The sequence below is a fragment of the Exiguobacterium sp. SH4S7 genome, assembly GCF_004336795.1.
Lineage (GTDB): Bacteria > Bacillota > Bacilli > Exiguobacteriales > Exiguobacteriaceae > Exiguobacterium > Exiguobacterium aurantiacum_A.
The window spans coordinates 693118-719133 of sequence record NZ_SJUT01000001.1; the positions used below are offsets into that span (position 1 = coordinate 693118).

Annotated in this window: 27 protein-coding genes; 24 read left to right on the forward strand and 3 right to left on the reverse strand. The window is 52.7% G+C overall.

The genetic code is table 11. The features are described from left to right. Positions 1 to 112: 112 nt before the first annotated feature. The 21 genes from EVJ29_RS03480 (at position 113) to EVJ29_RS03580 (ending at position 20969) form a co-directional block, all read left to right on the forward strand. A complete protein-coding gene (locus tag EVJ29_RS03480) occupies positions 113 to 694 on the forward strand; it encodes a redoxin domain-containing protein (RefSeq protein WP_071397661.1) in 582 nt (193 codons plus the stop codon). Positions 695 to 713: 19 nt separating this feature from the next. Further along, a complete protein-coding gene (gene resB / locus EVJ29_RS03485; RefSeq protein WP_236633376.1) occupies positions 714 to 2261 on the forward strand; it encodes a cytochrome c biogenesis protein ResB in 1548 nt (515 codons plus the stop codon). Continuing rightward, complete coding sequence (ccsB, locus tag EVJ29_RS03490) at positions 2261 to 3445, forward strand: c-type cytochrome biogenesis protein CcsB (protein ID WP_071397659.1); 1185 nt, start codon at positions 2261 to 2263, stop codon at positions 3443 to 3445. Before resB ends, ccsB begins: the two co-directional genes overlap by 1 nt. A gap of 160 nt (positions 3446 to 3605) precedes the next feature. Further along, positions 3606 to 4322 carry a response regulator transcription factor gene (locus EVJ29_RS03495; protein WP_070327120.1) on the forward strand — a complete coding sequence of 239 codons (717 nt, stop codon included), beginning with the start codon at positions 3606 to 3608 and terminating at the stop codon, positions 4320 to 4322. Further along, positions 4322 to 6025, forward strand: a complete 1704-nt coding sequence (locus EVJ29_RS03500) for a HAMP domain-containing sensor histidine kinase (RefSeq protein WP_071397658.1) — start codon at positions 4322 to 4324, stop codon at positions 6023 to 6025. Before EVJ29_RS03495 ends, EVJ29_RS03500 begins: the two co-directional genes overlap by 1 nt. 53 nt (positions 6026 to 6078) lie before the next feature. Continuing rightward, the gene (locus EVJ29_RS03505; RefSeq protein ID WP_131439764.1) at positions 6079 to 6630 is read left to right on the forward strand and encodes a cob(I)yrinic acid a,c-diamide adenosyltransferase; all 552 of its coding nucleotides are present in this window, start codon (positions 6079 to 6081) and stop codon (positions 6628 to 6630) included. 7 nt (positions 6631 to 6637) lie between these two features. Beyond that, positions 6638 to 7876 carry an EF-P 5-aminopentanol modification-associated protein YfmF gene (gene yfmF / locus EVJ29_RS03510; RefSeq protein WP_071397657.1) on the forward strand — a complete coding sequence of 413 codons (1239 nt, stop codon included), beginning with the start codon at positions 6638 to 6640 and terminating at the stop codon, positions 7874 to 7876. Next, complete coding sequence (gene yfmH / locus EVJ29_RS03515) at positions 7873 to 9132, forward strand: EF-P 5-aminopentanol modification-associated protein YfmH (protein ID WP_131463660.1); 1260 nt, start codon at positions 7873 to 7875, stop codon at positions 9130 to 9132. Before yfmF ends, yfmH begins: the two co-directional genes overlap by 4 nt. Next, a complete protein-coding gene (gene ymfI / locus EVJ29_RS03520; protein ID WP_131504720.1) occupies positions 9129 to 9824 on the forward strand; it encodes an elongation factor P 5-aminopentanone reductase in 696 nt (231 codons plus the stop codon). Before yfmH ends, ymfI begins: the two co-directional genes overlap by 4 nt. A 99-nt stretch (positions 9825 to 9923) precedes the next feature. Continuing rightward, complete coding sequence (locus tag EVJ29_RS03525; protein ID WP_071397654.1) at positions 9924 to 10700, forward strand: YmfK family protein; 777 nt, start codon at positions 9924 to 9926, stop codon at positions 10698 to 10700. A gap of 48 nt (positions 10701 to 10748) precedes the next feature. Continuing rightward, the gene (locus EVJ29_RS03530) at positions 10749 to 11603 is read left to right on the forward strand and encodes a helix-turn-helix domain-containing protein (RefSeq protein WP_233589550.1); all 855 of its coding nucleotides are present in this window, start codon (positions 10749 to 10751) and stop codon (positions 11601 to 11603) included. Between the two features lie 29 nt (positions 11604 to 11632). Continuing rightward, entirely contained in the window at positions 11633 to 12211 is a 579-nt protein-coding gene (gene pgsA / locus EVJ29_RS03535; RefSeq protein ID WP_035386389.1) for a CDP-diacylglycerol--glycerol-3-phosphate 3-phosphatidyltransferase, read from the forward strand. A 62-nt stretch (positions 12212 to 12273) separates the two neighbouring features. Further along, positions 12274 to 13500: a competence/damage-inducible protein A gene (locus tag EVJ29_RS03540; protein ID WP_131489685.1), complete on the forward strand. Its 1227-nt coding sequence runs from the start codon at positions 12274 to 12276 to the stop codon at positions 13498 to 13500. A gap of 76 nt (positions 13501 to 13576) precedes the next feature. Further along, positions 13577 to 14626: a recombinase RecA gene (gene recA / locus EVJ29_RS03545; protein WP_070327130.1), complete on the forward strand. Its 1050-nt coding sequence runs from the start codon at positions 13577 to 13579 to the stop codon at positions 14624 to 14626. Positions 14627 to 14815: 189 nt separating this feature from the next. Further along, on the forward strand, positions 14816 to 16378 hold the full coding sequence (rny, locus tag EVJ29_RS03550) for a ribonuclease Y (RefSeq protein ID WP_370246299.1): 1563 nt from the start codon (positions 14816 to 14818) through the stop codon (positions 16376 to 16378). Between the two features lie 48 nt (positions 16379 to 16426). Beyond that, a complete protein-coding gene (locus tag EVJ29_RS03555; protein WP_035386387.1) occupies positions 16427 to 17221 on the forward strand; it encodes a TIGR00282 family metallophosphoesterase in 795 nt (264 codons plus the stop codon). Positions 17222 to 17247: 26 nt separating this feature from the next. After that, complete coding sequence (locus EVJ29_RS03560) at positions 17248 to 17508, forward strand: stage V sporulation protein S (RefSeq protein ID WP_016509762.1); 261 nt, start codon at positions 17248 to 17250, stop codon at positions 17506 to 17508. A gap of 169 nt (positions 17509 to 17677) precedes the next feature. Next, complete coding sequence (tdh, locus tag EVJ29_RS03565; RefSeq protein WP_070327132.1) at positions 17678 to 18754, forward strand: L-threonine 3-dehydrogenase; 1077 nt, start codon at positions 17678 to 17680, stop codon at positions 18752 to 18754. Positions 18755 to 18769: 15 nt separating this feature from the next. After that, the gene (locus tag EVJ29_RS03570) at positions 18770 to 19951 is read left to right on the forward strand and encodes a glycine C-acetyltransferase (RefSeq protein WP_070327133.1); all 1182 of its coding nucleotides are present in this window, start codon (positions 18770 to 18772) and stop codon (positions 19949 to 19951) included. A gap of 290 nt (positions 19952 to 20241) precedes the next feature. Next, entirely contained in the window at positions 20242 to 20487 is a 246-nt protein-coding gene (locus tag EVJ29_RS03575; protein ID WP_131463654.1) for a hypothetical protein, read from the forward strand. Further along, entirely contained in the window at positions 20487 to 20969 is a 483-nt protein-coding gene (locus EVJ29_RS03580) for a hypothetical protein (protein WP_131489686.1), read from the forward strand. The genes EVJ29_RS03575 and EVJ29_RS03580 overlap by 1 nt, the downstream gene beginning before the upstream one ends. A 24-nt stretch (positions 20970 to 20993) precedes the next feature. Here EVJ29_RS03580 and EVJ29_RS03585 read toward each other — a convergent pair whose 3' ends face one another. After that, entirely contained in the window at positions 20994 to 21542 is a 549-nt protein-coding gene (locus EVJ29_RS03585; protein WP_131489687.1) for a DUF4256 domain-containing protein, read from the reverse strand. 147 nt (positions 21543 to 21689) lie between these two features. Between EVJ29_RS03585 and EVJ29_RS03590 the strand changes: the two genes are divergently transcribed. Both EVJ29_RS03590 and EVJ29_RS03595 read left to right on the forward strand, forming a co-directional pair. Further along, entirely contained in the window at positions 21690 to 22445 is a 756-nt protein-coding gene (locus EVJ29_RS03590; protein WP_131504721.1) for a hypothetical protein, read from the forward strand. Then, positions 22435 to 22962: a hypothetical protein gene (locus tag EVJ29_RS03595; RefSeq protein ID WP_131489689.1), complete on the forward strand. Its 528-nt coding sequence runs from the start codon at positions 22435 to 22437 to the stop codon at positions 22960 to 22962. Before EVJ29_RS03590 ends, EVJ29_RS03595 begins: the two co-directional genes overlap by 11 nt. Positions 22963 to 23026: 64 nt before the next feature. Here the strand turns inward: EVJ29_RS03595 and EVJ29_RS03600 are convergent, their stop codons facing one another. After that, complete coding sequence (locus tag EVJ29_RS03600) at positions 23027 to 24184, reverse strand: MFS transporter (protein WP_131463644.1); 1158 nt, start codon at positions 24182 to 24184, stop codon at positions 23027 to 23029. Positions 24185 to 24331: 147 nt separating this feature from the next. Here EVJ29_RS03600 and EVJ29_RS03605 point away from each other — a divergent pair, with 147 nt between their 5' ends. Beyond that, positions 24332 to 24880, forward strand: coding sequence for a GNAT family N-acetyltransferase (locus tag EVJ29_RS03605; RefSeq protein WP_131463642.1), 549 nt, complete (start codon positions 24332 to 24334; stop codon positions 24878 to 24880). Between the two features lie 38 nt (positions 24881 to 24918). Here the strand turns inward: EVJ29_RS03605 and EVJ29_RS03610 are convergent, their stop codons facing one another. Beyond that, positions 24919 to 25914: a tyrosine-type recombinase/integrase gene (locus EVJ29_RS03610; protein WP_070327139.1), complete on the reverse strand. Its 996-nt coding sequence runs from the start codon at positions 25912 to 25914 to the stop codon at positions 24919 to 24921. Between the last annotated feature and the right edge of the window lie 102 nt (positions 25915 to 26016).

Genomic DNA, 26016 nt, shown 5'->3' on the forward strand with positions numbered 1-26016 from the left:
GGATGATTTTTTCTTTTGTGGAGATTCTGTGACAAAAAGATGAAAAAAGTCTGTTAATGTGCGTTATCGTTGTTTTTTCAGTACAATAGCAACTGAAGGATGGTGTGAAATCATGACGAAAGAGACGAAACAAGGCGATCGGATGAATCAAGCGATGGCCCATAAGAAAAAGCGGTCATTTTGGCGCCTCATGATTATGACGATGGTGCTGTTTGCCGGTGCGGTCGTCATCATGCAATTGATCGAGCAGGCCGGGAACGATGGCCGGGTCGAGGCCGGAGACGACGCGCCGAACTTTAAACTCGTCAGTCTTGACGGTGCGACGATGGTCGAGCGCGAAACGTATGATGGGAAAGGGATGCTGTTAAATTTCTGGGGTACGTTCTGTGAACCGTGCGAGAAAGAGATGCCGGTCGTACAAGACAACTATGCCACGCTTCAAAATATGGGCGTGGATTTTTGGGCCGTGAACGTCGGTGAGACGCCGCTGCGGGTCGACAACTTTATCAATGATCTCGGCGTCGAACTCGACTATCCGATCTTGATGGATACACGTAGCGAAGTCGAGAAGGCGTACGGCATTTATAACTTACCGGTGACGTTCGTCATCGATGCCGACGGAAAAGTCATTGAAAAGTATGAAGGCGAACTCACGAAAGAGAAACTGTTAGAGTTAGCCGAGAAGTCATTGTAAGCGAACGGGGGGCGCACACATGCTAGATATGAAATACGACGGCGCCGATTTACGGTCGAAGCGTCGTCCGAGATCTTGGATTGACCGTGTCTGGAGTTTCTTTGCATCGGTCAAAGTCGGTCTTTGGTTGATTGGACTCATTATCGTCGGCTCTGCGGTCGGGACGACATTTCCGCAAGAGATGTATATTCCGCAACAATTGCCGGCTAGTCAATACTATACCGAAGAATATGGCACGCCAGGAACGATTTATTACACGTTAGGATTCCATAACTTATATACGTCGTGGTGGTACATCACGTTGATCGTGATGCTGACGTTGTCACTGATCGTCGTCTCGATCGATCGATTCTTTCCGTTGTATAAAGCGTTGAAATATCAACCGGTCCGACGCACCGACCGCTTCATGCGCGGGCAACGCCTGATCGGTGAAGGTAAAGGGACGGACGAACAGATCGACGCGCTCGGTGAGGCATTAAAGTCTAAGCGTTATCATGTAAAACGCGACGGCGATGCGCTACTCGCCGAGAAGTATCGGTTTGGTCGTTGGGGTCCATACATCAACCACATCGGGCTTGTCATCTTCTTTATGGGGGCGATGCTCCGCGTCTTCCCGGCATTTCACACCGATACGCTCGAATGGGTGAGAGAAGGGGACACGGTCGCGCTCGAGGCGACCGATGACACGTATTACATTCGTAACGATCAGTTCATCCTCGAGATGTATGATCCAGAAAATAATGCGGAGGACGCCAAGTTCGCCGAAGCGATTGAAAAAGCCGGTGCTGTCCCGAAAAACTATGAGACGGAACTGACACTGTTCAAGAAGACCGGAACGAACGAGGACGGATCGCCGCAACTCGAGGAAGTCGAAACCGGTTCGACGAAAGTGAACCATCCGTTCAAATTTGATAAGTACGAAGTGTATCAGGAACAGTATTCAAGCCGACCGGAGTTTTTGTCGATGTCGTTTAACGTCGGTGACAAACAGACAGGTGACATATACGGACCGTTCACGGTTGACTTGACGGACCCTGAGACGACATACGATCTCGGCGAGGTCACGGTGACGCTCAACGACTTGTATCCGGACTTTGAAGTTCGAAACGGACAGCCGGATACGAAATCACCACGGGCGTTGAACCCTGCTTTCTTCTTAGCGGTCGAGAACCCGGATGGGACGACCGAATCGAACTTGATCGGGATTCGATTGAACGTTGCCGATGAAGACAATCGTTACGCGATCCAGTTCGCAGGAACGGAAATGGCGAGTACGAGCGGACTTCGGGTCAAGAGCGACTCGACGTATCCGATTTTAATTGTCGGTGGGACGATCTTCATGATCGGGATCGTCATGGGGATGTATTGGCCGCACCGCCGGGTCTGGATCCGACGTCATAACGAGACGGACGTGCTCGTGGCTGGATTCACGAACAAGAACCCGTCGTCGCTTCACCGCGAGATCACACCGCTCCTAGAAAAAAATGGGCTGCCGATTTGGGAAGACCAGGCTCGGTTCGAAAAAAAGGCAGACATCGACTCAACTAAAGAAAGAGGGGAATCATAATGGAGTGGATTCAGTGGAGCAGCCGCCTGCTCTTGATCGCGTTCATTCTTTACGCCGTGGCGACCGTGTTGTTCACAATCGCGGTCAGCGGCATGCGCAAAGACCGAAACGTCAACCGGATCGCTTACGGTAAGTATGCGTTCACGCTAGCCGTCATCGGCTTTGTCGCCCAAATGGGATATTTTATCATGCGTTGGATCGGGGTCGGCTACGCGCCGGTCTCTAACCTTTACGAGTATACGACATTCTTCGGAATGATGATGGTGCTCGGTTTTCTCGTCGTCTACGGGATCTATAAAAACGATGTGCTCGGCTTGTTCGCCATGCCGGTGGCGCTTCTTGTCATCGCGTTCGCATCGATGTTCTCAAGCGAAGTGGCACCGCTCATTCCGGCACTGAACAGTGTCTGGTTGAAAATTCACGTCACGACGGCCGCGCTCGGTCAAGGGATTCTCGCCATCAGTTTCGCCTCGGGCTTGATCTTCTTGCTGAACGAGACGTCGATGCGCGAACAATCGAAATCGCGCACATGGCTAGAAGTGACGATGTTCGTCCTCATGTGCACGCTCGGCTTCATCCTCGTATCGATGCTGTTTAAAGCAATCGGTGCCGGCGGAGTCGTCGAATTTACGAATGACCGCGGTACGCAAGAGTCGTACGAATACTTCATGCCGATCTTGTTCGTACCGGAAGGCGCACAACTGTTATCAGGTGCGAGTGGACTATCGCTCGAATTGCCGACGTTCATCAATACGTTGAAGTTGAACACGTTGCTCTGGTCGGTTATCGCTGGCGCCGTCATTTACCTCGTGCTCCGGTTCGTCGTCTTACGCAAACGTATTGCGGAAGCGTTGCAACCGCTCGCGAAGAAAGTCGATCTTGACCTCGCGGACGAGATCAGCTACCGTTCGATCGCGATCGGGTTGCCGGTCTTCATCCTTGGGGGGCTCATCTTCGCCATGATTTGGGCGCAGATTGCCTGGAACCGTTTCTGGGGCTGGGACCCGAAAGAAGTATGGGCGCTCATCACGATGCTCATCTATATTTATTACTTGCATATGCGCATCCAGCGGGGCTGGACGGGGACGAAAGCAGCATGGCTCTGTGTCGGCGGATTCGCCGTCATCATGTTCAACTTAGTGTTCGTCAACCTCGTCATCGCCGGATTACATTCATACGCTTGATGAAAAAGAAGTCACTTCGGTGGCTTCTTTTTCGTAAGGGCATACAACTCACCGTTGTTAAGCGAAATAATAGAGTGGTATAGTTATGAAAGAGAGCGAAATGTTCACAATTGTGCAACATTCGCTACATCTTGTAATGGTTCTCTGGGAGGTTTAGTTGATGGCTGATAAAACAAAAATTCTAGTAGTCGACGACGAAGAAAGAATTCGCCGACTGTTAAAAATGTATCTAGAACGGGAGCAATACGTGATCGAAGAAGCGACGAATGGTGAAGAAGCGCTTCAACTCGCACTTGAAGGCGACTTTGACGTCATCTTGCTCGACTTGATGATGCCGAAGATGGACGGGGTCGAGGTGTGTACCGAACTCCGTAAAACGAAAGCGACACCTGTCATCATGCTGACGGCGAAAGGTGAGGAGATCGACCGGGTTCAAGGGTTCGAGGTCGGCGCGGACGACTACATCGTCAAACCGTTCAGTCCTCGTGAAGTCGTCTTACGCGTCAAAGCGCTACTCCGTCGCTCAGGTTCGACAAAGTTTTTGCAAACGGCCGAAAAGTCGAAAGACTTGATCGTGTTCCCGCATTTGACGATCGACAATGACGCACACCGCGTCACGGTCGACGGAGAAGAAATCGCCCTCACGCCGAAAGAGTATGAGCTATTATTCTTCCTGGCCAAACAAGTCGATAAAGTGTTCTCGCGGGAGCAACTGTTAAAAGAAGTATGGAACTATGAATTTTTCGGAGACCTTCGAACGGTCGACACGCACGTGAAACGGCTTCGTGAGAAATTGAACCGTGTCTCTCCATCCGCGGCCCAAATGATCACGACGGTATGGGGTGTCGGATACAAGTTTGAAGTCGTCAGTGAGTGATGATCCGCCGCAATAGTATTGTCACGAAGCTGTGGCTGACGATCCTCGTGTTGGTCAGCCTGATTTTGTTCATCGTATCCGTCCTAATGCTCGAGTTCTTCAACTCGTTCCATATTGATCAGGAACGTGGGCATTTAGCGAAACTCGGTGGGCAAGTCCAGTCAGTCTTGCTAGAGGAAGGCGATTCGTCACGGACGGTCGACCAAATCATCGAAGTGTACGGAGCGAACTATATTTTAGAGAACGGGTCGGTCCGTTCGAACTTCGGCACGGAAGTCGATGGCTTGATGACCGAACTCGGACGTCAGTCATGGGGTCCTTATCAAGCTGTAGGGGAGACGGCGATCGGGAACTTCTCGTCGTTCGATGACCAGGCTGCCTTGGCATATCGGACGACATTCTCTCTTGAGACGGGCGAGTATACACTCTATTTGATTGAGCCGCTCAATGCGATCTCAAGCGCGAATGAAGGGGCGCGGACAATCATCTTTTGGACGGTCGCCTCGGCGATCATCGTCACGACCGTGTTCGCTTTCTTCTTATCGACCCGGATCACGGCCCCGCTGCGTGAGATGAGGGATGCCGTCAATAAGACGGGTGAAGGACAGTTCGATCTGCGGCTCGTCCAGAAGACGAATGACGAAATCGGTGAACTTGCCGGCTCATTCAATGCGATGAGCAGCCAGCTGTCGACATACGTGAACGCGCTCGACCGCGAACGGCTGCAGCTCGCTTCGATTCTACGTTCGATGGCAGACGGTGTCATCACGCTCGATCGCCATGCGAACGTGATCGTGACGAACCCGCAGGCACAGCCGTTATTGCACGACGATCAACCGCACGAAGTCGTGCTCGCGCTCTACGAAGACGTCGTCGGCGGTGCGCCTGAGAAGACGATTGAAGTGAAGCAAGACGATCACTACTACACGTTGACGGTCACACCGCTCCTCGGGGAGGAAGATTTCGAGGGAGCGGTCGTCGTCATCCGTGATACGACCGAAAGTCACCGCCTCGACAAGATGCGGACCGACTTCGTCGCCAACATCAGCCACGAGCTGCGAACACCGCTCGTGACGCTCCAAGGCTATTCCGAGGCGATCATCGACGGCATGACCGAGAGTGACGAGGCGACGAAAGAATTCGCTTCGATCATTTACGACGAGTCGTTACGGCTTGCCCGGCTCGTCAACGATTTACTCGATTTGGCGAGAATCGAATCAGGGAAAGAGACGATGCAGTTCGCGGCGTTCGATTTCGGCGAATTCTTACCTCGGGTGATGCGCAAGTTTAACCAGATGGCGAACGAGAAAGGGATCACGTTGTCGACCGTGGCTCCGAAGCGGATGATTGAAGCGGATGGGGACCGGTTAGAACAAGTGTTCACGAACTTGATCGGCAACGCCATCGCCCACACCGAGAGCGGAGCGATTCGGCTCGAGGCGACCGAAGAAGCGGACGGCTTCTTGATCTGTTTGACCGATACCGGCAGCGGAATCCCGAAAGAGGACTTGCCGTTTGTGTTCGAGCGGTTCTATAAAGCGGACAAGGCCCGGACGAGCGGCGGGAAGACCGGAACAGGCATCGGACTCGCCATCGTCAAGAACGTCATCGACGCCCATCATGGCACGGTCGACGTCACGAGCGTGTACGGTGAAGGGACGACGTTCACGATTCGGCTCCCTTACGACCAACCGCAATCATAACGACAATGGTGACTCCTATGGGTCACCATTTGTGGCATAGAGGAGGAAATGACATGAAGCGATATACACGTGGAGGCGACAAGGGTGAAACGTCATTGATCGGCGGACGCGTCTTGAAAGTACACCCGCAAATCGAGGCGATGGGGTTGTTAGATGAATTGAACAGTCACATCGGTCTCGCGCTCGCGCACCAGACGGACGCGACGTTACGGGATCAACTGACGAAAATCCAGCACGATCTGTTCGACCTCGGTTCAGAACTGATGTACAAACAAGATCCGCCGCAGCAAGTCGACTTAGCGATCGTCACCGAGCTCGAGACGTGGATCGATGAACTAGAGACGAAGTGTCCAGAACTCGTCCGCTTCATTCTGCCGGGGGGCAGCGTGGCCTCGGCGAGTCTGCACGTCGCCCGGACGGTCTGTCGCCGCGTCGAACGCGAGCTCGTCAACATCGATGCGGCCGTTCGTCAATTGTCTTACTATAACCGCTTAAGCGATTACTTGTTCACGGCCGCCCGTTATGCCAACGTGGTGGCGGGCGTACCCGATCAAGAGTATGCGCGCGGTGCGTCCGTGTTCCAACCGAAAACGAAAAAGGAGTAGATGATTCATGAAAGGGATCGAACAATTCCGTAACCAGCTCCACTACTCGGTCTATCCGACCGATAAATTTAAAACGACGACGTGCCTCGTCTCGTTCGCGGCGCCGTTGTCTGCAGAGACGATTGCCGACCGGGCGCTACTGCCGTACGTCATGGAAAAAGCGACGGCGGCGTATCCGTCGATTGAACTGTTTCATACACCGCTCGAACAATTATATGATGCCAGCCTATTCGCCGGTGCGTCAAAAGTCGGGAAAGAGCATGTCATCCAGTTCCAACTAGAAGTCGTGAACGACCGGCTCGTCGGGGAACCGGTCCTGTCTCAGGCGATCAAGCTACTAGAAGAAGTGTTGCTCCGCCCGAACGTTTACGACGGCGCGTTCCAACCGCTCATCGTCGAACAAGAATCCCGTCTACAGCGTCAACGTATCGAGTCGGTATACGATGATAAAATGCGCTTCGCCCAGCAGCGATTGCAAGAACTGCTCGGTGGAGAACTCGCGATCCCGTCGCTCGGGACACTCGAACAACTTGACCAGGTGACGCCGCGATCGCTCTATGAGGCGTACACGTCCATGATCAAGCACGACCGCATCGACGTCTACGTCGTCGGGGACGTCACGCGCGACCAAGTGACCGAGGCGTTTTTGCCACTCGAAACGCTCGGCTCGCCGCTCGTCCGAGAGTATCCTGAACCGGTCGACCGAGAGTTTCAACGACTTGAGGAACAGCAGGACGTGAAGCAGAGTAAACTTCACCTCGCCTATGAGGCCAACGTTGACCCGCGCAGCGAGGACGCGATCAAGATGCAAGTCGTCAACGGCTTGTTCGGTGGGTTCCCACACTCGAAACTGTTCATGAACGTCCGTGAAAAGGAGAGCTTGGCGTACTATGCGGCGTCGCAATACAGTTCGCTTAGCCGGATGTTGTTCGTCTATGCCGGGATCGATGCCTTGAACCAAGTAAAAACAGAACAAATCATTGCCGACCAACTTGCCGACCTGCAAGCAGGAGAGTTCGATGACATGACGCTTGAGCAGACGAAAGAGATGTTGTTCCATCAACGGCGCCAACTCGGTGACAGTCCGCGTCAACTGATCGCCTGGATGAGTGGCTCGGACATCCGTCCGTTCTCACTCGAAGAAGAGATGGCCATCCTTGCCCGGACCACGCGAGAAGACGTGGCCGCGCTCTCGAGTCAAATCAAACTGAAGGCGATTTATTGTTTAAAGGGGGGGACAGCATGAAACTAGATTTTCCAAACGTCGGTGAGACGATTCATCACGTCGTTCTCGATAACGGGCTGACGGTCTACTTGCTGAAGAAAGCTGGATATGAAAAGACGTACGCCACATTCACGACAAAATACGGTTCGATCGACCGCCGCTTCAAAACGGACGACTGGATCGAAGTACCCGACGGCATCGCCCATTTCCTTGAACATAAAATGTTCGAAAAAGAGGATGGCGATGTGTTCCAGAAGTTCGGACAGCTCGGGGCGTCGGCGAACGCTTTCACATCATTCACCCGGACCGCTTATTTGTTCGGTGCCACGTCAAACGTCGAGGCGAACTTAAAGACGTTGATTGATTTCGTCCAAGACCCGTACTTTACGGAGGCTTCGGTCGAGAAAGAGAAAGGCATCATCGGCCAGGAGATTCAAATGTATCAAGACAACGCAGGATGGCGTCTTTATTTCGGTTTGATCGAGGCGATGTATGAAGCGCATCCGGTCAAGATCGATATCGCCGGAACAATCGAGTCGATCAGCGCGATCACGGCCGCTGACCTTTATGCGTGTCATCAAGCGTTCTATCACCCGAGTAACATGACGCTGTTCGTCGTCGGCAACATCGACCCTGACATCGTGCTCGAACAGATCCGTTCGAATCAGGCCGCGAAAACGTTCGAACCGCCTGTACTCACTGAACGCGAACACGTGCAAGAGCCGAGAACGGTCCGCTTAGCCACGCGTGTCATCGAGATGGACGTATCAGTCCCGAAAGTCATGATCGGCTACAAGGACACGCCACGCGCCGGGGAAGACGGGATGAAACAAGAACTGGCCGTCGAACTGCTCATGCACGCCTTGTTTGACACGACGGCGCCGCTCTATGCAGAGCTTTACGCCGAAGGGTTGATCGATGATGCCTTCTCGTTCGACTATACGTCGGAAGAATCGTTCGCCTTCGCCGTGCTGTCGATGGAGACACCGCATGTCGATGCGTTCGTCGCCCGCATCACCGAGGTGCTCGAGCGTCCGCTCGACATTGGAAATGAGACACTCGACCGTAAGAAGCGGATGATGAAAGGGCAGTTTTTGAAGGCGCTCAACTCACCCGAGTTCATCGCCAACCAATTTTCACGCTACGCGCTAACGGGCGGGAACATGTTCGATTTGCCTGAGCTGCTAGACGCGGTCACGCTTGAAGACCTATACGACACGTATGACCGATTGTTCAAACCGGATCAACGGACCGTCTGTGTCGTCAAAAAACCATGACGACACTCATCACCGGGGCGAGTGGGGCGATCGGTCGTGCCGTCGCCCTTTCCTTTCGCGATGATGAGCTCATCTTACATGCGTACGCGAACACGGAAGCGCTCGAAGCGTTCGTGAAGACAGAGGGTTTGTCAGGACAAGTCGTCACGTGCGACCTCGGCGACGACCAGGAGCTAGACGCCTGGCTCGCTACGGTCGGCGCGGTCGATCGGATTATTCACGTCGCCGGTAACCACGCCTACGGGCTGCTCGTCGACGCGGACATCACTGAACTCGATCGTCTCTATCGCGTTCATGTGCGCGCGATGGTTCGACTCGTTCAACACGTCGTCGGGCAAAAAGCTTACGATCGCCCGCTCGACATCGTCATCGTCTCGAGCGTCTGGGGGGAAGTCGGAGCGGCCGGAGAAGTGATGTACTCGACCGTCAAAGCGGCACAGCTCGGCTTCGTCAAAGCGTTCGCGCGCGAGTCCGGCCCGTTCAATGTTCGCATCAATGCCATCACGCCGGGGTGGATTGAGACGCCGATGAATGATACGGTAGAAGAGACGAAACAAGACGTTAGAGATGAGATTCCGCTCGGCCGTCTCGGTCATGTCACAGAAGTTGCCGAGACGATCCGTTTCCTCTGTTCACCGTCCGCGTCCTACGTGACCGGCACGGTGTTACGGGTCGATGGCGGTTGGCAGTGAAAACTTTGTCGCCTCGGTTGAAACGAGTTCTTTTCAATTCTTCTAAAATAATTTAGAATGAACAAGGTAGCGAGCCTACATTCGGAAAGGGTGGACGAGATGGATCATAAGTTCGAAGAATGGTATCTCGAATATGAACTTTGCCAAAATCGCCCCGGTATCCTCGGCGATATCGCCTCGCTGATGGGGATGCTCCAAATCTCGATCGTGACCATCAACGGGGTCGATCTGCAACGTCGTGGGATGTTGCTCAAGGCACCGGCCGCCGATCACGTCCATCGGCTCGAGCATATTTTGCGGAAGATGGAAGCAATCGTCGTCATCAAACTCCGCCGCCCGAAACTGAGGGACCGGATTGCGATCCGTCACGGCCGCTATATCGAACACGACAACGACGACAAAAAGACGTTTCGCTTCGTGCGTGGAGATTTGGGAGTACTCGTCGATTTTGTCGCTGAACTGATGAAAGAAGAACGACATCTGTTGATCGGTGTCCGGGGCAACCCGCGCGTCGGCAAGACAGAGTCGATCGTCGCGGCGAGCGTCTGCGCAAACAAGCGTTGGCTGTTTCTCTCGTCGACGCTCATGAAACAGACGGTCCGGACGTCACTGTTTGAAGAAGAACGAGAAGGCGATCACGTCTACATAATCGACGGCGCCGTTTCGACGCGGACGATGGACGAACGTCATCGTCAGTTGATCCGGGAAGTCATGCGTCTGCCTGCCGTCAAAGTGATCGAGCATCCCGATCTTTACGTCCGCAATACCGATTGCGTGTTTGAGGACTTTGACTATATTATCGAACTGCGAAACAACCAAGATGAAATCATCATCATTCCGCAAGAAACGAATCGTGAAGCAGAATGGTTTGAATAATTAATTGAATGGAAGGTGTGGACCCCTTTGACAGAACTAGGGACTTTTTTGAAACAAAGGCGTGAGGCGAGCGGTCTGACGCTTGACCAAATTCAGCAGACGACGAAGATTCAAAAACGCTATATCATCGCGATCGAGGAAGGTGATTATAAAAATCTCCCTGGTTCGTTTTATGCACGGGCGTTCATCAAAACGTATGCGGAATCGCTCGGTCTTGATGTCGATGAGCTTTACGAGACATATGCAAAAGATTTACCGAAAATCGAACCGCAACCGACCGCTCAATTATCACGTAAGCAAACTTATTCAAAAGCTTCCGAGACGTCGAGCCGCGTCTCGAGATGGGTGCCGAAAATCATGCTCGTGCTTGTCGCCTTCTTGCTTGTGACAGCGGTCTACTACGTCGTTAGAAATCTCGATTTTGGAGGCGGACAGGACGCGACACCGGCTGAACCACCGGCTTCAGGCGTGACGATCAATCAAAATGAAGACGTTCCTGAAGAAGAGCCGACGGAAGAAGCGCCGGTCGAAGAAACACCGGCCGAGGAAGAGCCGCCAGAAGAAACCGGACCGATCGCGGTGACGGAAACGAACGGGGCCGACCTCACGTATGAGATCGCAACAGCTGACAAGCTGACGACCGAGATTCACGTCAAAGAATCACCGGCGACTTATGTCGGCGTTCGCGATACATCGCTTGAAGGAGCGTTCCTTGCACCGGAATATCCGAACCAATCGAAACAAAACCCGATCGTCATCGAAGGTGCCGAAACAGATACGCTTCGGATTCGGATCGGTTTGATCGGTGGCGTCGAGAAGATTGTCGTCAACGGCCGTGAGCTTGAGCTTGCTGATTCTCCGGTCACACAAAATATATTTGTGAAGAGAGTCGACGCTGAATAAGTCGACGTCTTCTAGAGGAGGAGTTCTCGATGAACCTACCTAACCGCCTGACGATGTTGCGGGTTTTGCTCATCCCCGTATTCGTCGTCTTGCTCGCTGTAGATTTTAACTGGGGAGACATCGCTTTCCTCGGGGCGGAAGTACCGCTCCATCAATTCATCGCCGCGGTCGTGTTTACGATCGCAGCGATTACGGATTGGCTTGACGGGCACTTGGCCCGTAAGCACAACTTGGTCACGAACTTCGGCAAGTTCATGGATCCGCTCGCTGACAAGTTACTCGTCACGGCGGCGCTCGTCTTGCTCGTCGAGATGGACCTCGTCGCGGCATGGGTCGTCGTCGTCATCTTGTCACGTGAGTTCGCGGTGACGGGGCTTCGTCTCGTCGCGGCTGATGAAGGAATTGTCGTGGCGGCCGGTAAGTCGGGTAAAGCGAAGACATGGGTCCAGCTCTTTGCCATCATCTTCTTATTGTTCGGCAACCCGATTTTCAACTATATCGGCATCCCGTTCGGGGAGTGGGCGATGTGGCTCGCACTCGTCTTGACGATTTATTCTGGGGCCGAGTATTTCGCACAAAACTATAAGATCATTGTAAAATCGATGTAAATCGACGACAGGCGAGTTGTGGGAGCAACTCGTCTTTTTTTTGAATCAAAGGAGGAACTTCGATGAAACGGACCGAAATCATTGCGGTAGGTTCTGAACTACTCTTAGGGGAAATCTCGAACACGAACGCCCGTTACTTATCAGAGCAGTTGTCGAAATATGGGCTGTCCGTGCTGTATCATGTAGTGGTCGGGGATAACTTCGATCGCCTGAGAGAAACGTTCGAGCAAGCGAAGCGGCGGAGCGAACTCGTGATCGTCACCGGGGGACTTGGTCCGACGAATGACGACATCACGAAACAAGTGCTCGCTGACTTGCTCGGCCGTCCGCTCGTTCGGGACGAAGCGTCTTTAGACACGATCCGACGCTTTGTCGCCTCGCGGGGACGAGCCATGAACGACGGGGACGCCAGACAAGCAGATGTTTTATCAGGAGCTGAAGTGCTCCACAATCCGGCCGGTCTCGCTCCCGGCATGTGGGTCGAGGACGAGACGACGTGGCTGCTCTTGCCCGGGGTGCCACGCGAGATGACAGCGATTGTCGAAGCGACGTTTCCGAGCAAGTTTTCGGGTGCGACGATCGTTTCTGAATCACTACGTTTTTATGAGATCGGTGAGTCGGCGCTTGACGAGGCGGTATCCGATCTAATGGACGGGGTGAACCCGACAGTCGCCCCGTACGCGGAATCAGGGGAAGCGCGACTGCGTGTCAGCGCGAAAGCGGAGACCGAGGACGCGGCCCGGCAGATGATCGACCGCGTCAAACGAGACATTCTGTCCCGTGTCGGCGCCTATTATTTCGGTTCAGACGAGGATACGCTGGCTGCGCATTTGATTCGCGAGCTAAGACGGCGCCACGCGACGCTATCGATCGCCGAATCGTTGACCGGGGGACAAGTCCAAGCGATGCTGACGGCGGTCCCAGGGGCGTCAGAAGTCTTTCTAGGAGGCGTCGTCACATACTCGGACAAGCTAAAAAATAGGTTTTTAGGGGTATCCCTTGCTACAATTGAGTCACAGTCGGTCGTCTCAAAACAAGTTGCTTTAGAAATGATCCAAGGGCTCGCTGATCAGACGAATTCGGATTACGGATTGTCCTTCACCGGTGAGGCCGGACCCGTCTCAAATTCGGGTCGACCGGTCGGCACCGTGTTCATCGGGGTGAAGACGCCGTCAGGTATGGAAGTGATCGAACGCGTCTATCCACACCAACAGCGGAACGTCATCCAGGCGCGCGCGGCCAAGGATGGGTTATGGGCATTGTGGCAACGAATGAAAAAAGGCGAATAAACGTTCGTAAAAACCTTGTGTAAAAGGTTGGGTTCGTTTATAATGAAGATACAAATCAAAGGAGGCTCATTAATCTATGAGTGATCGTAAACAAGCGTTAGAAATGGCATTACGCCAAATTGAGAAACAATTCGGTAAAGGCTCAATCATGCGCCTCGGTGAAAATACAGATCAACAAGTATCCGTCACTCCGTCAGGATCGATCGCCCTCGACATCGCGCTCGGCGCAGGCGGCTATCCACGTGGTCGTGTCATCGAAGTGTACGGACCAGAATCTTCAGGTAAGACGACAGTGGCGCTCCATGCGATCGCTGAAGTCCAAAAACGCGGTGGCCAAGCAGCGTTCGTCGATGCGGAGCACGCGCTCGATCCGAAGTACGCGCACAACCTCGGTGTCAACATCGATGAACTGCTCTTGTCACAGCCGGACACAGGGGAGCAAGCGCTCGAAATCGCAGAAGCGCTCGTTCGTTCTGGTGCCGTCGACATCCTCGTCGTCGACTCGGTAGCGGCACTCGTGCCAAAAGCCGAAATCGAAGGTGAGATGGGTGACTCACATATGGGACTTCAAGCCCGTCTCATGAGCCAAGCGCTCCGTAAGTTGTCGGGTGCGACGAACAAATCGAAGACGATCGTCATCTTCATCAACCAGATTCGTGAAAAAATCGGTGTCATGTTCGGGAACCCGGAAACAACTCCAGGTGGACGTGCCTTGAAATTCTATTCGTCGGTTCGTTTAGAAGTCCGTCGTGCAGAGACGTTGAAGCAAGGCCAAGAAATGGTCGGTAACCGGACGAAGATCAAAGTCGTCAAGAACAAGGTCGCCCCACCATTTAAAACAGCTGAAGTCGACATCATGTACGGTCTAGGGATCTCACGTGAAGGTGAACTCATCGATATCGGTGCCGATCTTGATATCGTTCAAAAAAGCGGTGCTTGGTATTCGTACAACGAAGAACGCGTTGGACAAGGTCGTGAAAATGCGAAGCAGTTCATGAAAGAAAATCCACAAATCGCCGCAGCGATCGAACAACAAATTCGCGATCACTACGGTCTCAACGGTGAGAAGACGGTCACGGTCGAAGCCGACAGTGATGAAGTGCTCTCACTCATCGAAGAAGATTAAGCAAGCGACCCGCCGGATGCGTCCGAGCGGGGTTTTTGTATATCACAATATTTTTTAAGGAATTGGGAGTTCTATCCTGTCCTTGCATTGCATTCTAACAAGTAAATAAGTACAATAAAGCTATGCGCGGGTCCCCCCGTGTCATTCAATCTTAAAAAAATAAAATAACCTTGCGAAAGGGAGGTGAACATGATGGAATGGCTAAATTGGCTTATTCTGATCCTCCTTTTGCCGATAGCTTTTGTTGCAGGTTTTTTTGTGCGTAAATCGATCGCCGAAGCGAAGATTCAAGGTGCTGAGACGGAAGCGACCAAGATTGTGGAGCAAGCGAAACAACAATCGGAAGCGATGCAAAAAGAGGCACGGCTTGAAGTAAAAGAAGAGATGATTCAACTTCGCAATGAGACGGAACAAGAGTTACGTGAACGTCGCGAAGAGCAGAAAGTGAAAGAGAATCGCTTCGTTCAAAAAGAAGAGCTTCTTGACCGGAAAGCAGACATGCTCGAACGGAAAGAAGATGCTTTGGATGAACGCGAGGCGGGCATTGCGAAACGGAAACGTGAAGCAGAGACGCTCGAAAGCAAAGTGGAGGAATTATACGAGGAAGCCCGTCAAGAACTTGTACGCGTGGCGGCCTTGTCGAAAGAAGAAGCACGAACCATCATCATGGACGAAGCGAAGCAGGAAGCGCTTCACGATGCTGCTCTCCTTCAAAAAGACATCGAGCAAAAAGCAAAACTTGAAGCTGATAAAAAAGCGAAACACTTGTTGTCTCTCACGATGCAACGTTATGCGGCTGAACATGTCGCTGAGACGACGGTATCCGTCGTCAACTTGCCGAGTGACGAGATGAAAGGGCGCATCATCGGTCGTGAAGGACGTAACATCCGCACGCTCGAGACGCTCACTGGGATCGATCTCATCATCGATGACACGCCTGAAGCGGTCATCTTGTCCGGATTTGACCCGGTCCGTCGTGAGATCGCCAAGATGACGCTAGAAAAACTCGTGCAAGACGGACGGATCCATCCGGCCCGGATCGAAGAGATGGTCGAGAAGTCACGCCGCGAAGTCGATGAGCGCATCCGTGAATACGGTGAGGAAGCGACGTTCGAGGCTGGTATCCACGGGGTACATCCTGACCTTATCAAAACACTCGGGCGCATGCGTTACCGGACGAGTTACGGTCAAAACGTACTCGCCCATTCGGTCGAAGTGGCCCACCTCGCCGGCATGATGGCCGCCGAGCTCGGGGAAGACGTGACGCTCGCCAAGCGAGCGGGACTCCTCCACGATATCGGGAAAGCGATCGACCATGAAGTCGAGGGCAGCCACGTCGAAATTGGCGTTGAGCTGGCCACGAAGTATAAAGAACATCCGGTCGTCATCAACTCGATCGCCTCGCACCATGGAGACGTCGAAGCGACATCGACGATCGCTGTTCTCGTCGCAGCGGCAGACGCGCTGTCTGCGGCACGGCCGGGCGCTCGTCAAGAGACGCTCGAGAGTTACATTCGCCGCTTAGAACGCCTCGAGTCAATTTGTGAGTCGTTCGAAGGTGTCGAGAAATCATATGCGATCCAAGCAGGACGCGAAGTCCGCATCATCGTCCGCCCAGACGTCGTCGACGACGTCGTGGCGAACAAGATGGCCCGCGATATTTGCAAACGGATCGAAGATGAACTGGATTATCCAGGACAAATTAAAGTGACGGTCATTCGTGAAACGCGTGCCGTCGATTATGCGAAGTAAAAAGCGGAGACATTCTCCGCTTTTTCTGTTTTGAAGGAGGAAATATTTATGAAGATTTTATTTATCGGTGACGTCGTCGGGAAACCGGGTCGTGACATCTTGGCAGCACAAATCGGGCGCTTGAAAAGCAAATATAGTCCGACGTTCATGCTCGTCAACGGTGAGAACGCAGCCAACGGACGCGGTATCACAAAAAAAATATACCAACAATTTCTCGAACTTGGATTCCATGGCGTGACGATGGGGAACCATACATGGGACAACCGTGAAATCTTTGATTGGATCGACGACGCCGAGCGTATCGTCCGTCCGGCCAACTATCCGGACGGCACGCCCGGTGTCGGCATGATGGTGCTCAAGCAGAACGGGAAGAAGCTTGCCGTCATCAACGTCATGGGGACGGTGTTCTTGCCGTCGCTCGATTGTCCGTTCCGCAAAGTCGACGCCCTCGTCGATGAGGTGCGGGACGACGTCGATGCCATCTTCGTCGACATGCACGCCGAGGCGACGAGTGAGAAGATCGCGATGGGGTATCACCTAGACGGCCGTGTCCAAGCCGTCGTCGGGACGCACACCCATGTCCAAACCGCTGATGAGCGTGTGCTCAAAAACGGGACGGCGTATATCACTGATGTCGGGATGACCGGTCCGCTCGACGGTGTCCTCGGCATGGACGCGTCTGTCGTGTTGAAAAAGTTTGTGACACAACTCCCGGTCCGGTTTGAAGTTGCCGAGGGACGGGAACAACTTAATGGAGTTTTAATCACGATCGACGACCAGTCGAAACGAGCGACCAAGATCGAACGCATACACCTAGATGATCAGACCGTCTGGTTTGATTGAACAACCTACCCGAGGGGGAAACAAGAATGGACGTACTCAGAGTTTCAGCAAAATCGAATCCCAACTCCGTTGCGGGTGCATTAGCTGGCGTTCTTCGTGAAAAAGGAACGTGTGAGATTCAAGCGATCGGCGCCGGTGCGCTCAATCAATCCATCAAAGCTGTCGCCATCGCCCGCGGTTTCGTCGCGCCGAGCGGTCTTGATTTGATCTGTATTCCAGCGTTCACGGATATTCTAATTGACGGGGAAGAACGAACTGCCATCAAGCTCATCATCGAACCTAGATGAGCTTGTGCGGTCGGGACATAGGTCCTATTCTTGTGAAGAGAAGCCATCGGAGCGGATGGCTTCTCTTTTTTGTTGAAAAATGAGGTTCTATCTTCTCAGTTTCGTCATTTTATGACAAGATGAAAGAGAACGTGAAGTTCGACAAACAGACAAGAGGGGGACGTTTTCGATGGAACAGCTCGTGTCAACGACAGAGAAGGAAGCAACGACACCTGTTATGAAAGCGATTCAAAAACACACGGCCGGATTTGGGGCAAAGCTGGTCGAGGTGCCGATTCCGACACCGGGTGCCGGTGAAGTATTGATCAAAGTGAAAGCGACATCGATTTGCGGGACCGACGTCCATATTTATGAATGGGACGACTGGGCAAAGAGCCGGGTCAAACCGCCTTACGTGTTCGGGCATGAGTTTTCAGGGGAAGTCGTGGCGCTCGGGGAAGGCGCGAAGCGCATCAAAGTCGGTCAGACCGTGTCGGCTGAGACGCACATCGTCTGCCATCAGTGTAAACAATGTTTGCGTGGCCAGTATCATATCTGTAAAAATACGAAAATCATCGGGGTCGACACACAAGGCTGTTTCGCCGAGTATGTCGTCATGCCGGAAGAGAACTTATGGGTCAACCCGGAGACGATGCCGTCGAAGCTAGCGTCGATTCAAGAACCGCTCGGGAACGCGGTCCATACAGTGCTCGCAAGTGACGTAACGGCACAATCTGTCGCCATCGTCGGCTGCGGCCCGATCGGTCTCATGGCCGTCGGCGTCGCCAAGGCGGCCGGTGCGAGCCGCGTGTATGCGATTGACATCAATCCGTACCGGTTGAAGCTCGCAGAACAGATGGGAGCGGACGTCGTCATCAACAGCATGGACCAAAATCCGCTCGACCTGATCATGGCTGAGACGGACGGGGACGGGATCGACGTCGTCTGTGAGATGAGCGGGCATCCGGTCGCGATCGACCAGGCGTTCAAGATGGTGACGGCGGGCGGTGACGTCAACGTGTTATCACTTCCGGCACGACCGGTCGCGCTCGATTTGACGCGTGACGTCGTCTTCAAAGGAATCCGGGTCCAAGGCATAACCGGTCGTAAAATGTACGAGACGTGGGGCCAAGTGTCGACAATGCTCGCGTCCGGCCAATTGAACGTCGAACCGATCATCACCCACGTCTTCAAGCTCGAGGAGTTCGAGCAAGGTTTCGAGCTCATGCGGGCCGGGAAATGCGGGAAAGTCGTCTTACTACCATAAACAGGGGGAATCGATATGGCATTTGAACATATTACAGAAGCAGTCAATGAAATGAAGCAAGCGGGCACGTTCCGCTCGCTCGTGCCGCTCGAATCGGCGCAAGGGAACGAAGTCATGATCAACGGTAAGTCGCTCGTCCAATTATCGTCGAACAACTACCTCGGACTCGCCAACCACCCACGCTTAAAACAAGCCGCGATTGAAGCGGTCGAAGCGTTCGGGGCCGGGACGGGATCGGTCCGGACGATCGCCGGAACGTTCGAGATGCATGAAGCGTTCGAGCGCGAGCTCGCCGAGTTCAAGCATACGGAAGCGGCACTCGTGTTCCAATCGGGATTCGCGACGAACCTCGGCGTCTTATCAGCGCTGCTCGGACCGGAAGACGTCGTCATCAGTGACGCGCTCAACCACGCCTCGATCATCGACGGAATCCGTCTGACGAAAGCGGCCCGTCGCATCTACAAGCATACCGACCTTGAAGACTTAGAGGCGGCCTTGAAAGAGACGCAAGACTACCGGACGCGGCTCGTCGTAACGGACGGCGTCTTCTCGATGGACGGCAACATCGCACCGCTCCCGGAGATCGTCGAGCTCGCCGAGAAGTATGATGCTGCGGTCATGGTCGACGACGCGCACGCGTCGGGCGTCCTCGGTCAGAATGGACGCGGGACGGTCAACCACTTCGGTCTCGACGGCCGCGTCGCCCTCCAAGTCGGGACGTTGTCGAAAGCGATCGGGGTCCTCGGCGGCTACGTCGCCTGTTCGAACGACGTCCGTGACTTCTTGATCCAAAAAGGGCGTCCGTTCTTGTTCTCGACGTCACACCCGCCAGCGGTCGTCGCGGCGAACCGTGAGGCGATCCGGGTCATGAAAGAAGAAGAGGAACTGTTCGACAAGCTATGGGCGAACACCGAGTTCTTCAAATCGGGTCTCCGTGACCTCGGCTTCGACATCGGCCACGCGACGACGCCGATCACGCCGGTCATGCTCGGTGAGGAGACGCTCGCGCACACGTTCTCGGACAAGCTGAAAGACCACGGCGTGTTCGCACAGAGCATCGCCTTCCCGACGGTCGAGAAAGGCAAGGCCCGTATCCGGACGATCGTGACGGCGGAACATACCCGTGACGACCTCGAACGCGCGCTCGCCGCTTTCAAGGCGGTCGCCGAAGAGTTGAACGTCACGCTTCACGCGTAAGATTGGACTGCAGACGATTTGTCTGCAGTTTTTTATGTGTCAAAAACGTCTATACTATCCTCTTCAATCTATGAATATATCGTGTCAACTTAATCAACCGTGGAGTAAGAGATGACCTATTTGAACAAGTTATACTGGTTCGTCTTGAAAATTTTGGTAGACATTCGAGGGTGCAGACTCTAAAATTTGAAAAAGAATAATTTAGAATTTAATTTTATTTCAAATACCGAATTTAGAATTAAAAAGTTCAAAGAATGTCATTATGGATTGATGTTATCGGAATCGCCTGTATGAGTGTACTTTTTTCGACAGCGGGCATTTATCTATTGATTAAACCGGGAAAAGCGATCACGGATAGTTCAGGGAGCGTGGATGGCATCATCGCTACGATTGTGATTCACGTTGTCCTTATATTTATGACGACAAAACATTTGGGGGCAATCTTGTTACTTATCGGCATCGGCTTGGGGATGGGACTATACGTCGAACTGTATGACGCATTGTTACCGCACGTGAAAGCGATGAGGATGCGTTGATGGACCAACATTCAAGTTTAGTTTTAGGGTCGTTTATGACAGCGGAAGAATTCTCTATTCTGACGATTTCACCGCTGTTCATTATTAACGTTGTGATTGGGATCGGGATTTTGGTCGTCGTGTTCTCTATCGACGTGGAGTCATGGAAAGACTTTTTCTTGTTTTTAGGGATGACGATTTGGGCCTCGGTTTTCGTTTCGGTTTATGCGATGGCATGGTACGTCCGAATTAAGTACGATACGTCGCCGGATTTTTCGGCAACGTTTGGTCTGGATTCCTTTCCAGGATGGGGGACGTTAGTAAGTAAATGGATGCACGAACCTCATGTTACACAGAACGCTTTGATTAATGGCATCGTGTTGATTATGATGCGTAAAGAGAATGCCTGGTACATCTGGTTGTTGAAAGCACCGTCGCTCTTCTTCGTGAGTCTCTTTTTCGTCAAATACATTCCGCTCGTCTTCAAGTGGCTATTCACATAAAAAGAGCAAGGCACTTGGCCTTGCTCAAACAATGAACATCCCTCGGAACCCGCGGGCCGCGTAATAGGAATCCGCACCATTGTGGTAGACGAAGATGTGGTCATAGCGGCGGTCACAGAACAAGGCGCCGCCCTTTTGACGAATCGCTCCCGGGGTGGCAATCCAGCTCGATGTCTTCAAGTCGAACGCGCCGAGTGTTTGCAGATGACGATACGTGACCTCATCCAATAGTTCAATCCCCATCTCTTCGGCCAACGCGACGGCGCTCCCCTCTGGTTTGTTCTTCTTCCGTGCGGCTAACGCCTGCTCATCGTAGCAGAGGCTCCGTCGTCCGCTCGGAGTTTCCGGTGAGCAGTCGCAAAAGGCGAGGTCACCGTTCGGAAGTCGAATCACGTCAGGTTCGCCGCCGGTCCGTTCCATTTCAGAGAGTGTAAGGAGCTGGTCCGGATTCGTCTCAAGCTTCGTCAACACGTCTGACCAGACGACATCGGGATGCCGCTCCATGTGGGTTTGAAAGCGCGATTTGAGCGTGTTTAACAAGTCGATTGTTTCTTCGTTTGAGAGGTTGGGCATGTTTCTCACTCCATTTCAGCAGTTTCTCTTAGTATAAGATATTTTTCGTCATCATTTATAATTCATTGAGCGAAAGGAGAACGCACGATGAACTTCGATAACATAAATGTTCAGCAACTACACGCAAAGACGTTCCAGAAAATTGATTTGTTTCAACTCAAAACGATTTGGTCAGGTTGTCTGCCGCATGCGTCTTACCGGGTGACAGACTTTTCAGAGCTGAACTTACATGTGACGAAGCCACAATTGATTCAGCTTCGATGGATCGATTTGACGTTACCGTTCGGCATCTATTCAAATGAAAAACTAGTTTTTTTGTATGATCCGTACGCTCGCGAGCTACATACGGAAGAAGGGGGTATACTCGAGCAAAACCACCCTAACGTATCGATTGTCGATTTTTTAATCGCGCACGGGCAAACGTTTCATGATCCGGATACATATTCTTTGAAAATGGAGGATGCTTATGGTTTGTCACCGGATAGCCATTGGAGACAGTTCGGTTTACCGAAAGTGAAGGCCCCTGCGGCATTCATTGCGAACTTATTAACCACATTCGGTGTTATCTCATTCCAAGTCGTCTTATACAAAAATAAATTATTATCAGATATTGAGTCATGGGCGAAGCGGACGGGAAGCAATTATACAGTTGAATCTAGTAGAAAATGGGTGTGGCCGAAAACGTATAAGGTGAGCTGTGATGTCTCTCAACAATCGGAACAAGCTATCCATCAACTTGTGTCAATTCTGGATCACTATGAAGAGTGGGAAGGTGTTCGATTCCTAATCCCAACCGAGACAGGAACCGTCTCATTGTTCATCGGAGGCGATTTGACGCAAGGGTATGGGTACGGTGTGTTTCAGTATGAACATCCTGGTGAGGTGGTTTCAAATGAGATTTGAAGATTTGTTTCTGTATGACGGGATGATGCACGTGTTTGCTTTCAATTATGACATCGGACCCAAAACTTTGACGTTCAATCTACAGCTCTTCGACCACCCTAGGAAACGGAACGCCTCCTTCCGTGAGCGGCTCGAGGCGAATGGGATTCATCCGCAAAGCGAGATGGTGAACGTGAAGCTTTGCTTCAAAGACGTCATCTATATGGAAATCATCGATGAATCGTATGCCGATGGGGTGGTGATGACGCCTCACGACAAATGTGAAGGGCATCAAATCGTTCGCTATTCAAGATCAGGCTATCTCGAGCAGCTACAAGAAACGCATTTCCAATTGTGGGAGTGCATCAAATCGGATGTTGCTACATTTTGTCACTATCGGATTTGCGGATTGGATACGGTCCTCGAAATCATCACTATATCGGACCCGACTGTCGAGACGGCGATTGGGTTGAATTGTATCCGTCGCGGCAGCCCGACCATCTATTTTGGCGGGGAGCATTACTACGAGAAGTCGTAAGCGATATGTAGAACATTCGAAAATACAAATAGGCGCCATCTCCTACTGAGAAGGCGCCTTACTATTACACGGATTGGACCAAGTCGTCCATCTGGTCGATTTGTCGGCCGAGCCAGACGAGTGGGATGGTCAAACCTGCGCCAATCAAGTAGACGACCGCAATCGGCAATCCGTCCGCGAGCATACCGAACGTCAGGCTGCCGATGCTGAAGGCGAACGTGTAGGTCGTCTGTTGGACGCTGTAGACGTACGGGAGTTGTGCGGCCGGTGTCGTCTCTTGGAGCGCTGTGTTCGTCTGGATGATGAGGAGCTGGGTGGCGTATCCTTGAATCGCGAGCGCGATGAGTGCGAACACGATGTGAGACGTCAGCCCGAACAACAGGGCGGCCCCTACAGACAAGACGGAGCTGATGGCGAGCGAACTGTTGCGCTTTGCACGGTACAGGTAAGCGCTCGCTATGATCATACTGACCAAGAAGCTCGCGTTCATCGTTCCCCACCAGCTCGTATCGATGTGGAGATGGCGCTCCAAATAGACGAGTAGGAGCGCTGAAATCCAAAGTGTGCTGACGAACGATTCGAACGTGACGAACACCGTGATCAGTCGAGCATAAGGTGCTGTTCGCACGAAGGCGAGGCTGTCCTTTAGGGAAATGTCCGATTCAAGCTCTGTTTCCGTCACATCGTGGTCGAGCGAATGGACGAATTGAAACGTGACGAGCGTTGACAGCGTGAACAAAATCAAAGCGACGGTTAGAGCCACCTCGCTTGAAAACGAAGCGACAAGAATCGTCCCAAGCGGCCACATCGCCAGCTGGATGAACTGGTTCGACCCTTGGACGAGACTGTTTGCTTGTTGGCGATTTGTCGTCAGCCGGGGAATGAACGACGCCTGGACCGGACGGGCGAACCCGTCTAAGAAAGCGATTAGTACGACAAGACCGAGGACGTAGACCGATTCCGTCTGAATCACCGCAAGAAGTAGGATTGTTTTCAGTAATTGCGTGACGAGTAGCGTCTGACCGAGCGTGAACCGAGATAGGACGCGGGCAAAGAACAGACCGCTCACGGTCATGCCGATCGTGACGGCAATCGGGAAACTAGCCGCTGCGAGGGCGGAACCGCTCTGTTGATACAATAAGGCGATCAAGGCGACGATATAGAGCACGTCACCGATGTTGGCCAGCCATTGACTGACCAAGAGCGTGTAAAATGACTTCATCACAAATCTCCCCCAGGACTATTCAATTTTGGATGGGATGGATGAAGCCAGATTACATATTTTCACCGCTTTCAAATTATTTACAGATAGCTTACAATAAATCATCAGTGAACACAATAAATGGGAGATGGATGGGGGGACGGTAACATGTTGGCTTATAATATCGATGAAAAATTACAGCTACGGATGTTCACCGTCGACGACGCGGAGGCGTTGTTCGAACTGACGATGGCATCGAAGCCATATCTTCGCGAGTGGCTCGGGTGGCTCGATTACACGGAGACGGTTGAGGATTCGCGGCAGAACATCGAAGGACGAATCAAAGGATTGATCGAGACGGGTGGCTATCCAAAATCGTTCGCGATTCTGTATCAAGGCGAGCTAGCCGGGACGATCGGCTTCAACGATCTTGATCGTGGCATCAAGTGCGGGACGGTCGGCTATTGGCTCGGCCAAGACTTTCAAGGGCATGGCATCATGAGCCAAGCACTTGAAACGATCATCGAGTACGGATTTAAGGAACTCCGCTTACATAAGATTGAGATCCGTGTCGCGACCGGGAACGTGAAGAGCCGGGCGCTGCCGGAACGGCTCGGCTTCAAACAAGAAGGCGTGCTTCGAGACGCCGAATGGCTGTACGACCGGTACGTCGACCATGTCGTCTACGGGTTACTAGAAGATGAATGGGCCCATTGATCGACAAAGCAAAACCCGTCCTCGGAAAAGGGCGGGTTTTAGTTCGTCACATTTTCACCGAACAGCTCGGCACCGAACTCGGCATACGCCTGCTCATAACGGCGGAGCGACGACTCTTTATGCATGCACGTCACGTTCATCCGCTCGAGAGAGGTCATGTCGGTCGCATACGTCTTCAAGACATGGGCGTTCCGGAGCATCGACGGGGTGACCGAGCGGGTGACGCCGCTGCGCTCGTTCAACTGGCGCATCATCTTCGTGATCATGACGATCGTCAGCTGTTTCGGCTGATTCTTGGCGTACACCCAGCGGAACGTCATCCGGGCAAAGTCGAACGAGACGAAGACGGGATCTTCCGAGTACCAGCGCGGGCGCACCGGTGTCGGGATGTCAGCGAGATAGTTCATGAGGAGTGATTGGTCCTCAGGCGTCAGCTTCAGCGTGAATTTGTTACCGAGCCGGTCATAGACATCGAACTCGTAGCTCGCCAAGTGTAGGTCGTTCATTTTCAGACGGATGATATGATGGACGCGCAAACCGTATTTGTAGAACAGTGTGACGATGAGCGCGTTGCGGTTGACGAGGTACGGATGGGCCTGAAGCTGGTTCTCGCTCAATCCCCGCGGCGACCGGATCGTCCGGACGAGCTTGTCGAACTCGGACTGTAACGCGATCTGGTCGATGGTGAGCGTGTGCGCCGGTTGCGAATAGGCGAGCATCTTTTTGCGGAGCGGGTTCAAAAACTGGGTCAAGCTGTTGATGACGGTGACGATGCGGGCGACCGTCGCCTGTTGGTACTGTTTCTCTTCGATCAAAAAATCGTTGATGAACGTCTTCCATGACTCGAGCGGGACGGCGAGCCATTCCTCGGGGGTGACGAGTTCGACGTTATGGTCGCTGAAGTATTTGTGCACGTCGATCAAGTCGTAGCGATAGCGTTTCAGCGTCGATGGCTGGCGGCCGCTCGCACCGAGATGATATAAATACGTTTCGATATACTCGGGGAGCGAGTACTCTTTTCTGCGTTTCGTCATGGGACGTCCCTCCTTCTCTTCATATCGTACCACAAACGGACGTTCTCCATTCATGGATTCGTGGTAAGATGGAGGATGAGACTTATTAGGAATGAGGGATGT

Excerpts from the sequence above, each read along its gene's own strand:
- EVJ29_RS03480 (WP_071397661.1), top strand. The coding sequence starts at position 113 with ATGACGAAAGAGACGAAACAAGGCGATCGGATGAATCAAGCGATGGCC.
- resB (WP_236633376.1), top strand. The coding sequence starts at position 714 with ATGCTAGATATGAAATACGACGGCGCCGATTTACGGTCGAAGCGTCGT.
- ccsB (WP_071397659.1), top strand. The coding sequence starts at position 2,261 with ATGGAGTGGATTCAGTGGAGCAGCCGCCTGCTCTTGATCGCGTTCATT.
- EVJ29_RS03495 (WP_070327120.1), top strand. The coding sequence starts at position 3,606 with ATGGCTGATAAAACAAAAATTCTAGTAGTCGACGACGAAGAAAGAATT.
- EVJ29_RS03500 (WP_071397658.1), top strand. The coding sequence starts at position 4,322 with ATGATCCGCCGCAATAGTATTGTCACGAAGCTGTGGCTGACGATCCTC.
- EVJ29_RS03505 (WP_131439764.1), top strand. The coding sequence starts at position 6,079 with ATGAAGCGATATACACGTGGAGGCGACAAGGGTGAAACGTCATTGATC.
- yfmF (WP_071397657.1), top strand. The coding sequence starts at position 6,638 with ATGAAAGGGATCGAACAATTCCGTAACCAGCTCCACTACTCGGTCTAT.
- yfmH (WP_131463660.1), top strand. The coding sequence starts at position 7,873 with ATGAAACTAGATTTTCCAAACGTCGGTGAGACGATTCATCACGTCGTT.
- ymfI (WP_131504720.1), top strand. The coding sequence starts at position 9,129 with ATGACGACACTCATCACCGGGGCGAGTGGGGCGATCGGTCGTGCCGTC.
- EVJ29_RS03525 (WP_071397654.1), top strand. The coding sequence starts at position 9,924 with ATGGATCATAAGTTCGAAGAATGGTATCTCGAATATGAACTTTGCCAA.
- pgsA (WP_035386389.1), top strand. The coding sequence starts at position 11,633 with ATGAACCTACCTAACCGCCTGACGATGTTGCGGGTTTTGCTCATCCCC.
- EVJ29_RS03540 (WP_131489685.1), top strand. The coding sequence starts at position 12,274 with ATGAAACGGACCGAAATCATTGCGGTAGGTTCTGAACTACTCTTAGGG.
- recA (WP_070327130.1), top strand. The coding sequence starts at position 13,577 with ATGAGTGATCGTAAACAAGCGTTAGAAATGGCATTACGCCAAATTGAG.
- rny (WP_370246299.1), top strand. The coding sequence starts at position 14,816 with ATGATGGAATGGCTAAATTGGCTTATTCTGATCCTCCTTTTGCCGATA.
- EVJ29_RS03555 (WP_035386387.1), top strand. The coding sequence starts at position 16,427 with ATGAAGATTTTATTTATCGGTGACGTCGTCGGGAAACCGGGTCGTGAC.
- EVJ29_RS03560 (WP_016509762.1), top strand. The coding sequence starts at position 17,248 with ATGGACGTACTCAGAGTTTCAGCAAAATCGAATCCCAACTCCGTTGCG.
- tdh (WP_070327132.1), top strand. The coding sequence starts at position 17,678 with ATGGAACAGCTCGTGTCAACGACAGAGAAGGAAGCAACGACACCTGTT.
- EVJ29_RS03570 (WP_070327133.1), top strand. The coding sequence starts at position 18,770 with ATGGCATTTGAACATATTACAGAAGCAGTCAATGAAATGAAGCAAGCG.
- EVJ29_RS03575 (WP_131463654.1), top strand. The coding sequence starts at position 20,242 with ATGAGTGTACTTTTTTCGACAGCGGGCATTTATCTATTGATTAAACCG.
- EVJ29_RS03580 (WP_131489686.1), top strand. The coding sequence starts at position 20,487 with ATGGACCAACATTCAAGTTTAGTTTTAGGGTCGTTTATGACAGCGGAA.
- EVJ29_RS03585 (WP_131489687.1), bottom strand. The coding sequence starts at position 21,542 with ATGCCCAACCTCTCAAACGAAGAAACAATCGACTTGTTAAACACGCTC.
- EVJ29_RS03595 (WP_131489689.1), top strand. The coding sequence starts at position 22,435 with ATGAGATTTGAAGATTTGTTTCTGTATGACGGGATGATGCACGTGTTT.
- EVJ29_RS03600 (WP_131463644.1), bottom strand. The coding sequence starts at position 24,184 with ATGAAGTCATTTTACACGCTCTTGGTCAGTCAATGGCTGGCCAACATC.
- EVJ29_RS03605 (WP_131463642.1), top strand. The coding sequence starts at position 24,332 with ATGTTGGCTTATAATATCGATGAAAAATTACAGCTACGGATGTTCACC.
- EVJ29_RS03610 (WP_070327139.1), bottom strand. The coding sequence starts at position 25,914 with ATGACGAAACGCAGAAAAGAGTACTCGCTCCCCGAGTATATCGAAACG.